The organism is Massilia sp. Masssp94 (assembly GCF_059491305.1).
The window spans coordinates 2008506-2020825 of the sequence record NZ_CP168501.1 but is presented as its reverse complement, the minus strand read 5'-3'; the positions used below and the strand labels follow the sequence as shown (position 1 = coordinate 2020825).

Annotated in this window: 10 protein-coding genes and 2 tRNA genes; 7 read left to right on the top strand and 5 right to left on the bottom strand. The window is 63.7% G+C overall.

What is annotated here, in order from left to right; all coding sequences use genetic code 11:
- Positions 1 to 6: 6 nt before the first annotated feature.
- Positions 7 to 840: a helix-turn-helix domain-containing protein gene (locus tag ACEN9G_RS08870; protein WP_413338148.1), complete on the bottom strand. Its 834-nt coding sequence runs from the start codon at positions 838 to 840 to the stop codon at positions 7 to 9.
- 137 nt (positions 841 to 977) lie between these two features.
- On the opposite strand from ACEN9G_RS08870, the gene ACEN9G_RS08865 reads away from it, so the two are divergent.
- Positions 978 to 1907: an alpha/beta fold hydrolase gene (locus tag ACEN9G_RS08865; protein WP_413338147.1), complete on the top strand. Its 930-nt coding sequence runs from the start codon at positions 978 to 980 to the stop codon at positions 1905 to 1907.
- 283 nt (positions 1908 to 2190) lie between these two features.
- Positions 2191 to 2982, top strand: a complete 792-nt coding sequence (locus ACEN9G_RS08860) for a PEP-CTERM sorting domain-containing protein (RefSeq protein WP_413338145.1) — start codon at positions 2191 to 2193, stop codon at positions 2980 to 2982.
- Between the two features lie 102 nt (positions 2983 to 3084).
- Here the strand turns inward: ACEN9G_RS08860 and ACEN9G_RS08855 are convergent.
- The 4 genes from ACEN9G_RS08855 to ACEN9G_RS08840 all read right to left on the bottom strand — a co-directional run bounded on the left by ACEN9G_RS08855 (position 3085) and on the right by ACEN9G_RS08840 (position 6802).
- A tRNA-Phe gene (locus tag ACEN9G_RS08855) sits at positions 3085 to 3155 on the bottom strand.
- Between the two features lie 15 nt (positions 3156 to 3170).
- Positions 3171 to 3656: a hypothetical protein gene (locus tag ACEN9G_RS08850; RefSeq protein ID WP_413338143.1), complete on the bottom strand. Its 486-nt coding sequence runs from the start codon at positions 3654 to 3656 to the stop codon at positions 3171 to 3173.
- A gap of 20 nt (positions 3657 to 3676) precedes the next feature.
- Positions 3677 to 6520, bottom strand: coding sequence for a UvrD-helicase domain-containing protein (locus tag ACEN9G_RS08845; protein ID WP_413338142.1), 2844 nt, complete (start codon positions 6518 to 6520; stop codon positions 3677 to 3679).
- Positions 6521 to 6726: 206 nt separating this feature from the next.
- A tRNA-Phe gene (locus ACEN9G_RS08840) sits at positions 6727 to 6802 on the bottom strand.
- Between the two features lie 135 nt (positions 6803 to 6937).
- Between ACEN9G_RS08840 and ACEN9G_RS08835 the strand changes: the two genes are divergently transcribed.
- The 5 genes from ACEN9G_RS08835 (at position 6938) to ACEN9G_RS08815 (ending at position 12274) form a co-directional block, all read left to right on the top strand.
- Entirely contained in the window at positions 6938 to 8176 is a 1239-nt protein-coding gene (locus ACEN9G_RS08835) for an FAD-dependent monooxygenase (protein ID WP_413338140.1), read from the top strand.
- A gap of 27 nt (positions 8177 to 8203) precedes the next feature.
- Complete coding sequence (locus ACEN9G_RS08830) at positions 8204 to 8926, top strand: DsbC family protein (RefSeq protein ID WP_371767897.1); 723 nt, start codon at positions 8204 to 8206, stop codon at positions 8924 to 8926.
- A gap of 66 nt (positions 8927 to 8992) precedes the next feature.
- On the top strand, positions 8993 to 9451 hold the full coding sequence (locus ACEN9G_RS08825) for a (2Fe-2S)-binding protein (protein WP_413338139.1): 459 nt from the start codon (positions 8993 to 8995) through the stop codon (positions 9449 to 9451).
- 10 nt (positions 9452 to 9461) lie between these two features.
- Positions 9462 to 11681: a xanthine dehydrogenase family protein molybdopterin-binding subunit gene (locus tag ACEN9G_RS08820; RefSeq protein WP_413338137.1), complete on the top strand. Its 2220-nt coding sequence runs from the start codon at positions 9462 to 9464 to the stop codon at positions 11679 to 11681.
- 2 nt (positions 11682 to 11683) lie between these two features.
- Positions 11684 to 12274 carry a nucleotidyltransferase family protein gene (locus tag ACEN9G_RS08815; RefSeq protein ID WP_483127733.1) on the top strand — a complete coding sequence of 197 codons (591 nt, stop codon included), beginning with the start codon at positions 11684 to 11686 and terminating at the stop codon, positions 12272 to 12274.
- Positions 12275 to 12320: the final 46 nt, after the last annotated feature.

Here is a 12320-nt window from a genome sequence, read left to right as displayed (position 1 = left end):
CGCGCCTCAGCCGGCCCGGATCTGCGACGGGCTCAATCCCACGATGCGGCGCATCCAGCGCGCCATGTGGCTCGGATGCGCGAAGCCGGTTTCCAACGCGACTTCCGTGACGCTGAGCCGCCCCTCGAGCAGATGCAGGCGGGCCCGTTCCACGCGCCGTTCGAGCACGAACCGGTGGACCGGCGTACTGGTCGCCTGCCTGAACAAGGCCTTGAAATGCGAAGGACTGAACCCCGCGACGGCGGCCAGTTCGGCGAGCGTCAGGTCCTGGTCCAGGTGGGCGTCGATGTATTCGATGACGTGGCGCAGGCGCCAGGCGGGCAGCGCCCGTGCCTGCACGGTCCTCGACCGCGACTGCAGCGCGACGAGGCGCACGGCGAGCGCCGACGCGAGACTGTCGGCGAACAGCCGCCCGCCCGGGTGGGCGTCATGGTCCTCGGCCTGCATCATCCAGCCGATGCGCTCGATCTGCGGATCGCGGACGTGGATCGCCGGCGCGAGGTCGAAGGCGCGCGCGCCGCGTCCCATGTCGTCGGCCGTGGCGCGCAGGTGCGCGGGCGCGAGCCGGAGCAGCAGCGAGGTGGCCGGCTGCGCCAGGATCCAGCGCGTGCTGGAGCCGCCCGGCACGACGCAGAACTGGCCGTGCAACCGCACGCCCTGCCGCTCGGCCTTGCCCGCCCGGTACGACACCGGCACCGGCCCGCCCAGGTGAAGGCACAACACGTGGCGTTCGTCCACGGGCGAATCGAACCGGCCCGACGGCACCGGCGACGTCAGCACGTCGAGGAGCGGCAGCGGGGCCGTCGCTGGGCTGGGATAGCAAGATGGGCGGTCGGTCATCTGATCCTCCGGTACGCGTCCCGCCAATGTACAAGGAAATCATCCGTTTGTGTCCGCCGCCGGCCGCCGGTGCGCGCCGGGCCTGCTCCGCGTCGCTAGCATCCTTCCATGTCCAACGCAGCGAAGGAGAGTCGAGCATGAAACGCAGGGATTTCTTGTACGTGACCGCGGCAGCGGTCGTAGCCGGCCGTGCGCAGGCGGCGCAGACGGAGGTGGAACGCTATCGCCACGCGCGGCGCCATGTGGACCTGCCGTGCGGCCGGATCGCGTACGTCGAGCGCGGCACGGGGGCGGCGGCGCTGTTCCTGCACGGGGCGCCGCTCAACGGCTTCCAGTGGCGCGGGGCGCTCGACCGCCTCGCCCCGTACCGGCGCTGCATCGCCCCCGATTTCATGGGCCTCGGCTACTCGCAGATCCCCGCAGACCAGTCGGTGGCGCCCGCCGCCCAGGTGGCGATGCTGGCGGCGCTGCTGGATGCGCTGGGCGTCGGCCAGGCCGACATCGTCGCTTCCGACAGCGGCGGCGCGGTCGCGCAGCTGTTCCTGGTTCGCTTTCCGGCGCGCGTGCGCACGCTGGTGCTCACGAACTGCGACACGGAGCCCAACAGCCCGCCGCCGCTGATCCAGCCGGTGCTCGACATGGCCCGTGCGGGCACGCTGGCCGACGACACCGCGCAGTGGCTGGCCGACGGAAACCTGGCGCGCGCGACGTTCGGCGCGGCCGCGTACCACGATCCGGCGCTGCTCACGGACGACATCATCGACTACTACGTGGCACCGATGGTGAGCACGCCGTTGCGGCGCAGGCAGTATCACGCATTCCACGACGCGCTCGCGCCGAATCCGCTGGCGGGCATCGAGGCGGCGCTCAAACGCACCACGGTGCCGGTGCGGATGGTATGGGGCGCCAGCGACATGATCTTTCCGCTGGCGGATGCCGCTTATCTTGACCGTATTTTCCCGCGCTCGCAGGGAATATATCGAGTTCCAAAAGGAAAATTATTTTTTCAGGAGGAATTTCCCGATGTAATTGCGGAAGAGGTATTGCGATTATGGCGTGCTGGTTGAATATAAGAGTTGATTAAAATTATCGAGATTTTCCCTAATTAAATAAGAGGATGAACATAATATGAAGCCGTATCGGGTTTAATGAATACATATGTTTTATATTCTATCGCCGATTTACCCGATTTAAATGTCGGTGTATTTAACAGTTACAGGTTCTATATCGATGCGGCTTTAAAAAACCCATTTTCTTTCAAGTAGATAAGTGCGTGGCACAGGAATTGCTAAGGTGTCGCAGTGCATTAGTTGCACCCATAACTCTTATTGACTTGAAAGGACTACAGAGATGAAATTAAAATTCGCGCTGGCCGCTGCCCTCGCATTCACCGCCATTACCGGTACCGCACACGCCGGCGCCTTTATCAATGGTGGTTTTGAAGATGGCAATGCAAACGGCTGGACGACTGGGGAAGGGTATCGTTGGGATACGCTGAATGCGAGCCTGTCGCCCGCCACTTTCCTGCCGGGCGGCAGCAAGTACACGGGGCCGGCAACCCGCTCGGCCGTCAACGCCGCTGGCACGGTCGATCCGTTGCTGGGCTCGTTGCTGGGTTCGACCGTTTATTCGGGCCAGTACTCGTATCGTGTCGAAGACACTTCGGACGGCGGTAATGCATCGGTCCTCAGCCAGAAAGTGACGAATTACACCGAATCGAACATCTTCTTCGCGTGGAAAGCCGTGCTGGAAAATGGCGGCCACACCGCCGATGAATCGGCCGAATTGCTGATCACGCTGACCGACGATACGACGGGCACGGTCCTGATCAATCGCGTCTACAATGCCGGCGACGGCGGCGGCGGCGTCGACAGCCGTTTCACCATGAATGGCGACCTGTTTTATACGTCGGCCTGGCAAATCGAACAGCTCGCGATCGATTCGTCGCTGTCGGGCCACGATTTCACGCTGTCGATTCTGGCTGCCGATTGCCAGCCGTCCGCACACACGGGTTATGCCTATATCGACGGATTTGGCGCGGTTATCCCGCCGGTGAAAGTTCCGGAACCGGCATCGGCCGCGCTGATGTTGCTGGGTGCCGGCGCAATGCTGCGTTCGCGTCGTCGCAAGCAGGCTAAATAAAACAGGGGTGAATAAAACGCCATCCACGGATGACGTTTTATTATCGATAGCCTGAAAGCAAAAACGCCGACCTGCACGGGGCGGCGTTTTTGCTTGAAACTTTGGTGGCCCGGGGCGGAATCGAACCACCGACACAGGGATTTTCATTCCTGCGCGCGGTCGCTTGCGCTGCCCCCTGGCGTGACAGCTCAGACGAAGTTCCTGATGAACTCGTAGTAGGCGCACGGCCCGAAGGACGAATGGCGAATCACCGATTTCTTGATCGAGGTGATAAGGGCAACATAATCCTTGAGCGTGAGATCGTTGTCTTTGCCGATGTTGTGGACGCCAATCTCGACCACGTGGGCGACGATGCCGTCGATGGCTGGATGGTTCAGCACCCTCTCGTTTTTCGCGAAGCCGAATTTTTGTTTCACTGCGATGATCGAATTGTCGAGACCCACGATACACAAGGCATCAGTCAGTTCGGGTATGGCTTCGTACTCGGCTCTCAGGTGGGTTTCGATGGCTTGGCAAATGCCGAGTTGCAAATCATTCTTCGGGTCCATTGTAGTTACCTCGTTGTCGTAAGCCGCTTGCTGGCGGTGGATCTGGTCAAAAAATACTGTAGCGTCGCAGTATCGCTCACCTGTGTGGACGATCAAGACCGTTGCGGCCGGGCTTGAGGCGTTCACGGACGTCGGTACGCACAAGATCATTGCCGTCCGGCGCGTCGGATGATCGGCTCGGCCGTGAGCGGCAGTCCGGCAAGCCCGAGCAGATCATTGATATGCCGATCGTAGCGCGGATCGGCCAGTTCCTTGACGAGAGGAAGGTTGAGGGCTGAATACACCGGCACCCATTCGTCACTGCCATCAGGACCGCGACTGCGCAGCGACAATGCCGGATTCAACTGGTAGACCCCGGTTGCCACGCGCTTGAACAGGTGCCGGTTATAGGCGTAGTCGCGATCGACCTCGTTGCGGGCCAATACGCCTGAGATGAAGGCCCGCTTCCTGCGTTCGGGAGGCAGTACGGCAGCCGGCATCCGTTCGTAGGCGCCGAGTAGCATCCCGGCGTCGAAGCCGCCTCGGTCGCTGGCGTCCGCATTGCCGAAGCACGACTTGAACAGCACCCACATCGTTTGCAGTATCAGGTATTCGGACTGGCGCGCGTCGATGCGCACGAGGCGCTCGCCGACCATCACGTCGATGCGAGCTGGCGCCACCAACTGGTAGACCGCGCCGAACGGCCCCTTGGCGTACTCATCGTCGCGCAGCGCAGCCGCGATCGCCCAGTGCAGCGCGTTGCGGCCCAGGTGGTCGACGGCCGTGGTATCGGCGCCGCGTTCGAGCAATGCAGTCACCAGGGGAACGTTGCCGGCCGCCGTTGCCGCCATGAGCGGCGTCTGGTTCATCGGCGTCCGATGCTCGACGCCATGTTTATCGCATAATTTCAGGATGTCCTTGAAATTGCGAGCGAAATAGGGCTGATAATGGCGCCGGCCAAACGTGACGGCATGCATGGGAAAACCGCGTGCCTGGCCGAAGCCGGCGTCGTGCACCAGGAAATAGGCGAGGATCGGTTCGTCGAAGCAGGTTGCGTAATCATACAGCTGGGTCTTGGTTTTGCTGCCCGGTACCTGTTCGCGGAACACCCTGGACAGCGTCTCACGCAGCCTGGCCTCGTCGAGCACGGGCCAGGGGACGGGTGACGTCTTCAGTATCATGCGTTCGATCGCGTCAGCCTGTTCCTGCTTGCCCTGCAATGCCAGCCTGCGCGCTTCCTTCTGCCAATCCTCGAGGCTCGATGCTTGCGCGGCCGTTTTCGCCGGGGCGTCCAGGTTTGCGATATCGAGCAGGCGCAGCAGCGGATGTCCTTTATCCGATTCGACCAGATAGACATTGTGGATAGCCCGCGTCAGCGCCACGTACAGCGCGTTGACGTAAAACTTGTAGATTTCGAGCGATTTGTCGCCCTTGTCCCTGGCGCGGCCGTACTGCAGTTCATCCCCGGTAAGGTCGGATTCCCCGACTCCCTCCGCGATTGCGGCGAACTGGGCGCGGTTGTCCGAAACAAAGCGGTACAGGACAATGCTGTCGTACTCGAGGCCCTTCGCTTCATGTACCGAGAAGATCAACGGGGTGTCGAAGTGCTTTCTCGCCTCGGCCTTATCTTCGTCGCGCAATACCAGCACCGCAAAGCGGGTCGAGCGGCGTGATTGCGCGTTCAGGTCGCGCCGCACGGCATCGCTGTCGGTCAGCAGGCTGGCGGCGCCCTCATCCTGCTTGACGGCTTCGACCAGAAAATTGCTCTCGCGGTCAATCGAGCCAAAGCGCCTGTGCTTGATTTTCAGGAGCGTGTTGGCGATCCGCGTGACCTGCTTGCCGTTCCTGAAATTGGCTCGCAGGACTTGCAGTTGCTGTCGTTCGGCCAGTTCGGGATCGTGCCAGAACAGACTCTTGACTTTGCCCCATGAAAAGAAATTCGGGTGGACGATCTGGTTCGAGTCGCCGCACAGCAAGAATTGTCCCGGCTTCTTCAGCATGCGCAACACGAGCGCCAACTGGACCGGGGTAAGGTCCTGCACCTCGTCGATCACCACGAAATCGTAGCGCGGCTGCACTTGCCGCCGCCAGTCGTGCGACACCAGGTTCGAGTCGAACAGCCGGGCCTCCTGCAGCCAGACCCGGTATTTTTCGAACAGGTCGTACAACGCGGTGCGATCGCCGGACGAGAAGATCGATTGACGTGCGCCGAGCGCCGCATACTGGTCGCGCGTCAGCACGCCGGCGGCGTCAGCGGTGATCACGCCCCGGATTTCTTCGTATGCCTGGTGGGCGTCGATGCCCTTGAATTGCTGGCGCATGCGCGCGAACCAAGTGGAAAAATCGCGCCAGCTGGCTTCGCGGCCCTGCGGGATCCGGATCGACTCGAGGAACTCGCGGAAGGACAGGAAATCCGTTTCCTGTCCTTCGCGTTCGAAACCATGCGCGTAGTACAGGTCGCGCGCCGACTGGGCAAGGTAGGCCGACAGTGTCACGTACAGGATATCGCCCTGCGCCTGCTTCATCTTCTCGAGTGTCAGCGCGGTCTTGCCGCTTCCCGCGCTACCGACGATGATCAAGGGGGTGGCTTGCAAATAGACTGCCTGCTGTGCATCGTCGAAAGAAATGACCTTGTCGAGCCAGTGCACCTGTGGCCGGTTCGGGTTCACATACCCCACCGGCTCGGCTTCCCGGATGGCTTCGGCCAGATCGGCCGCCGGAATCTTGGTATCGTCGATACTGGCCCCGCGGAGAAAGCGCGACCTGTCGTAGGCGTGCTGCTCGATCACTTCCAGCATCAGGGCATAGGTTTCGCCATCGTAGCGGACGATGGAGAACAGCAAGCGGTCGGCATAATCGAGTTTTGCTCGATAAAACTTGCCCTGCGTAAGGTTGGTCAGTTTCTTGACATCGGCCGCGCGGAAGTCGTCGCGCTCGATCGCTTCTCGTACCCTGGCATACTGGTTTTTGTTGCGCGGAGGGGAAAATTCGATGTATTCGAGGATTTTCATGGACGCCTGTCACGTATTGATACGGAATAAAAATTAATCGATACCGATACTGTGGATTAGTCAGATTGGATGAGCCAGCCTGGACAATTGGGTCTGATGCCGCCGCCTCAACGCCGCTTTGTACCGGAAATAGACCGGATGCAAGATTTCGGATGCCGGAAACGAAAACGCCGACCTCTAGGGGTCGGCGTTTTCGCTTGAAACTTTGGTGGCCCGGGGCGGAATCGAACCACCGACACAAGGATTTTCAATCCTCTGCTCTACCAACTGAGCTACCAGGCCAAAGGAGGCATGATTATAGCGACGGGTTTGCGAAGCTGCAAGGGCCTGTCGAGCAGTTTTTTTGGCAACGGCCAGGACGATATGCCCGTCCCGTTCGCAGGAAGCAGGCCACGGTGACGGTCTATAATGTTCATCATGAGCACACAGACCACTTCCTCCGCACATCATCGCAACGTCGCCCGCCGCAGCGACATCTGCATCGTCGGCAATGGCGCCATCGCCAAGACGGCGGCCCTGGGCCTGTCGCAGGCCGGGCACAGCGTCACCTTGCTCGTGCCGCCCGCGCGGCCGGATGCACCGGAGGCGTCGACCGGCGCCGAAAAACCCTGGGATGTGCGCGTGTACGCGCTCAACCATACGGCGCATACGTTATTGTCGTCGCTGAAAGTCTGGGGCGCGCTCGACATGGCGCGCGTGGCGCCCGTCGACGCCATGGACGTGCAGGGCGACGGGGAGCAGGGCGGCCATCTCGGGTTCGATGCGTTCGGCGCCCATGCGGGCTCGCTCGCGTGGATCGTCGAGGACAGCAACCTGAACCAGGCGCTCGACGCGGCGCTGCGCTTTGCCCAGAACGTCGAGACCGTCACGGGACGCGCCTGCCGCATCGTGAGCAGCGCGGAAGACGTCGAGGTCGAGCTGGAAGACGGCAAGGTGCTCGCGGCCCAGCTGCTGGTCGGCGCCGACGGCCGCGATTCCTGGGTGCGCGGGCAGTGCGACATCGGCATCGATTACCGTTCGTACCACCAGCGCGCCATCGTGGCGAATTTTGCGTGTGAGAAGCCGCATCACTACGTCGCCTATCAATGGTTCACGTGCAAGGAAGGCATCGTCGCGCTGCTGCCGCTGCCGGGGAATAAAGTGTCGCTCGTGTGGTCCGCACCGGACACGCTGGCGGACACGATCATGAACGAATCGCTGGGCGAACTGGCGATCCGCCTGGGCGAGTATTCGGAGAACAAGCTGGGCCTGCTGAAGCCGCTGCAGCCGGAAGACGTCAAGGCGATCCCGCTGGCGCTCGTGCGCCCGCACGCGATCACGGCGCCGCGCGTCGCGCTCATCGGCGACGCGGCCCACGCGGTGCATCCGCTGGCCGGGCACGGCATGAACCTGGGCTTCGGCGACATCAATGCGCTGCTCGACACGCTCGCCGCGCGCGACGACCACCAGGGCCTCGGCGACGAGCGCCTGCTGGCGCGCTACGCGAGAGCGCGCAAGGAAGACGTATTGCTGATGCAACTCGCCACGGATGGCCTGGAGCGCTTGTTCGGCGCAAATCTTGAGCCCGTGCGCGTGGTTCGCAATTTAGGATTAAACTTGCTGGATAAGTTGCCTCTGGTCAAGCGACGGCTGATCGCCCACGCGATGGGCAGGTAACGCGGCACATCTTTAAGGAATTCACTCATGGGTAAAACGAAGCTCGCCGTCCTGCTGGCGACCGGCCTGATCACGTCATGCGTCGGCGCGCAGAATTCGGTCGAGGCGAACATCAAGAAGGCGATCGAACCGCGCCTCGGCGGCGCCAAGATCGAGTCGATCAAGGAAACGCCGTACGCCGGCCTGTACGAACTGCGCGTCGCCGGCGACATCCTGTACACGGACAAGAAAGGTGAATACCTCATCATCGGCCACGTCTACGATGCCAAGACGACGCGCGACCTGACCCGCGAGCGCATCGACGACATCAACAAGATCAAGTTCTCCGACCTGCCGCTGAACGACGCCATCAAGCAGGTCAAGGGCGACGGCAAGCGCGTGATCGCCGTGTTCGAAGACCCGAACTGCGGCTACTGCAAGCGCTTGCGCCAGACGACGCTGAAGAACATGGACAACGTGACGATCTACACGTTCCTGTACAACATCCTGTCGCCGGACTCGTTCGAGAAATCGAAGAATGTCTGGTGCGCCCCGGACCGCGCCAAGGCCTGGGATGACTGGATGATCAACAACAAGCCGGCACCGGCCGCGCCGGCGAGCTGCGAGTCGCCGAACGAGAAGGTGCTGGCGCTGGGCCAGAAGCTGCACATCACCGGCACGCCGGCGATCTTCTTCTCGGACGGCAGCCGGATTCCGGGCGCCGTCGACCAGAAGACGCTCGAGGCCAAACTGGCCGCCCTCAAGCAGTAAAACGAAAAGCCCGGCACCGCCGGGTTTTTTACGACTACACCAACAAGCCAAAACAAGGGAGAAGACATGCTCACATTGAACATCAACGGGCGCGACGTCCAGGTCGACGCCGATCCCTCCACGCCCATCCTGTGGACGCTGCGCGACAACCTGAACATGACCGGCACCAAGTTCGGCTGCGGCGCCGCCCTGTGCGGCGCCTGCACGGTGCACCTGGACGGGCAGGCGATCCGCTCCTGCGTCACGCCGATCTCCGCGGCCACGGGCCACAAGATCACGACCATCGAAGCGATGGAATCCGACAAGGTCGGCAAGGCCGTGCAGGACGCCTGGGTCAAGCATGACGTCCCGCAGTGCGGCTATTGCCAGAGCGGCCAGGTGATGAGCGCCACGGCCCTGCTGCGCGTGAACAAGAAGCCGACCGACACCGACATCGACAACGCCATGAGCGGCAACATCTGCCGCTGCGGCACCTACCAACGCATCCGCGCGGCCATCAAGGATGCCGCCAAAACCCTGGCGTAAGGAGGCCCGCATGCTATTCGAACAGATGAAAAATGCGGCTCCCGCCGGCGGCCGCTTTGCCCCGACCTCGCGCCGCGGTTTCCTGAAAGCCGGCACGCTGGCGACCGGTGGCCTCGTGCTGGGCTTCGTGCTGCCAACTGGCGGCCGCTTCGCCCGCGCCGCCGATGCCGCCAAGCCGACGGTCTACGCGCCGAACGCCTTCCTGCGCGTGGCGCCGGACAACACGGTGACCGTGCTGGTCAACCGTCTCGAGTTCGGCCAGGGCGTGCACACGGCGCTGCCGATGGTGATCGCGGACGAACTCGATGCCGACTGGAGCCAGGTGCGCGGCGAACTCGCGCCGGCCGCCGACGTGTACAAGGATCCGGCCTTCGGCATCCAGATGACGGGCGGCTCGGGCACCATCGCCCACTCGTTCACGCAATACCGCGAAGTGGGCGCCCGCGCCCGCGCGATGCTGGTCCAGGCCGCCGCCCAGCAGTGGAAGGTGGATCCGTCCCGGTGCCGCACGGCGAAGGGCGTCGTCTACGGCCCGGCGGGCCAGAAGGCGACTTATGGCTCGCTGGCCGAAGCGGCGATGGCCCTGCCGGTGCCGCAGACCGTCACGTTGAAGGACCAGAAGGCGTTCCGCTACATCGGCAAGCCCATGCCGCGCCTGGACGCGCGCGCCAAGTCGACGGGCCGCCAGCAGTTCGGCCTGGACGTCAAGCCGGCCGGCACCAAGATCGCGGTCGTCGCGCACCCACCCGTGTTTGGCGCGAAGGTGGCGAAGTTCGATGCAGCCAAGGCCAGGGCCGTGCGCGGCGTGATCGCCGTGCTGGAGATTCCGGTGGACCGGGGCGGCCGCGGCGTGGCCGTCGTCGCCGACGGCTTCTGGCCGGCGAAACAGGCGCGCGACCTGCTTGCCATCGAGTGGGACACGAGCGTCGTCGAAAAAGTCGACAGCGGCAAGCAGCTGGCGCAGTTCGCGGAACTGGCGAAGACGCCGGGCGCCGTCGCCCGCAAGGCCGATACGTCCAAGCTCGCGGGCGCGAGCAGGAAGATTTCGGCCGTCTACGAATTCCCGTACCTGGCGCACGCGCCGATGGAACCGATCAACTGCACGGTTGACCTGAAGGACGACGCGTGCACCCTGTGGGTCGGCTCGCAATTCCAGACCATCGACCAGGCCGCTGCCGCCGCGACGGCAGGCCTGAAGCCCGAGCAGGTCACCCTGAACACGATGATGGCGGGCGGCGGCTTCGGCCGCCGCGCGGTGCCGACGTCGGACTTCATCGTGGAAGCCGTCAACATCGCCAAGGCGTACAAAGCGGCGGGCCATGCGGGTCCGGTGAAGCTGATCTGGAGCCGCGAGGACGACATCCGCGGCGGCTACTACCGTCCGTCGCACATCCACCGCGCGGACATCGGCCTGGACGCCGGCGGCAACATCGTCGCGTGGGACCACACGATCGTCGGCCAGTCGATCATCACCGGCACGGCGTTCGAACCGATGATGGTCAAGAACGGCGTCGACGCCACGATGGTCGAAGGCATGGGCGAGCCGTACGACGTGCCGCTGAACCTGACGGCGCATGCGGTGAAAGCCAACGTGCCCGTGCTGTGGTGGCGCTCCGTCGGGTCCACCCACACGGCGTTCGTGATGGAGACGCTGATCGACGAGGCGGCCCATGCGGCCGGCCAGGACCCGGTCGCGTACCGCAAGAAGCTGATCGACGCGAAGCACGCGCGCCATCACGCGGCGCTGGATCTCGCCGTCGCGAAATCCGGCTACGGCAAGAAGACGCTGCCGAAAGGGCGTGCATATGGCGTCGCGCTGCACGAGTCGTTCAACACGGTCGTCGCCTACGTCGTCGAAGCGTCGATCGTCGACGGCAGCCCGAAAGTGCACAAGGTCACGGCCGCCGTGCACTGCAACCTGCCCGTCAACCCGATGTCCATCGAGGCGCAAGTGCAGGGCGCCGCGCTGATGGGCCTCGGCACGACGCTGCCGGGCGCGCGCATCACGCTGAAGGATGGCGTCGTCGAGCAGCAGAACTTCGGCGACTACACGGTGGCGCGCATGAACGACATGCCGCAGGTGGACGTCCACATCGTGCCGTCGCAGGATCCGCCGACGGGCATGGGCGAGCCGGGCCTGCCGCCGCTGGCGCCGGCGCTGGCCAATGCCGTGTTCAAGCTGACCGGCAAGCGCCTGCGCAAGCTGCCGTTCGACCTGGCGGCGGCTTGAGCGTGTCCCCGGTCGCGCATGTTGTCGGCATCCTGCTCGCGGCCGGCCGGGGGCGCCGCTTCGATCCGGCCGGGCAGCGCAACAAGCTGCTGGAGCCGCTGGCCGGCGAACCCGTCGTCGTGGCCAGCGCGCGCAAGCTGCTGGCCGCCGTCCCGCGCGTCGTCGCCGTCGTGCCGCCGCTTGACGCCGGCGTGGGTGGGCAACTGGCCGCGCTCGGCTGCGACGTGACCGTGTGTCCGGATGCCGACAGCGGCATGGCGGCATCGCTCACGCATGCCATCCGCCATTCGCTGCCATCGAACCCGCAGGCCTGGCTCGTGGCGCTGGGCGACATGCCGTATGTCGATCCGGCCACCCTGCGCCGCCTCGTCGACGCGCTGGCGGCCGGGGCGGGCATCGCGGCACCCGTGCTGGATGGGCGGCGCGGCAATCCGGTCGGTTTCGGGGCCGTGCACCTGGACGCGTTGCTGGCGTTAAGCGGGGACGCGGGCGCGCGGCGGCTGTTGCAGGCGTTTACCGTGACCGAGGTGCCGGTCGACGACCCGGGGATTTTCCGCGACATCGACTTGCCAGAAGATCTTACGGAAGGGTAATCCCAACCGTTTGAATACGCTCTTTCTTGAAAAATCCGATTACACT

Bases quoted from the DNA above. Each gene is read 5' to 3' on its own strand.
- ACEN9G_RS08870 (WP_413338148.1), bottom strand. From the start codon at position 840: ATGACCGACCGCCCATCTTGCTATCCCAGCCCAGCGACGGCCCCGCTG.
- ACEN9G_RS08865 (WP_413338147.1), top strand. From the start codon at position 978: ATGAAACGCAGGGATTTCTTGTACGTGACCGCGGCAGCGGTCGTAGCC.
- ACEN9G_RS08860 (WP_413338145.1), top strand. From the start codon at position 2,191: ATGAAATTAAAATTCGCGCTGGCCGCTGCCCTCGCATTCACCGCCATT.
- ACEN9G_RS08845 (WP_413338142.1), bottom strand. From the start codon at position 6,520: ATGAAAATCCTCGAATACATCGAATTTTCCCCTCCGCGCAACAAAAAC.
- ACEN9G_RS08835 (WP_413338140.1), top strand. From the start codon at position 6,938: ATGAGCACACAGACCACTTCCTCCGCACATCATCGCAACGTCGCCCGC.
- ACEN9G_RS08830 (WP_371767897.1), top strand. From the start codon at position 8,204: ATGGGTAAAACGAAGCTCGCCGTCCTGCTGGCGACCGGCCTGATCACG.
- ACEN9G_RS08825 (WP_413338139.1), top strand. From the start codon at position 8,993: ATGCTCACATTGAACATCAACGGGCGCGACGTCCAGGTCGACGCCGAT.
- ACEN9G_RS08820 (WP_413338137.1), top strand. From the start codon at position 9,462: ATGCTATTCGAACAGATGAAAAATGCGGCTCCCGCCGGCGGCCGCTTT.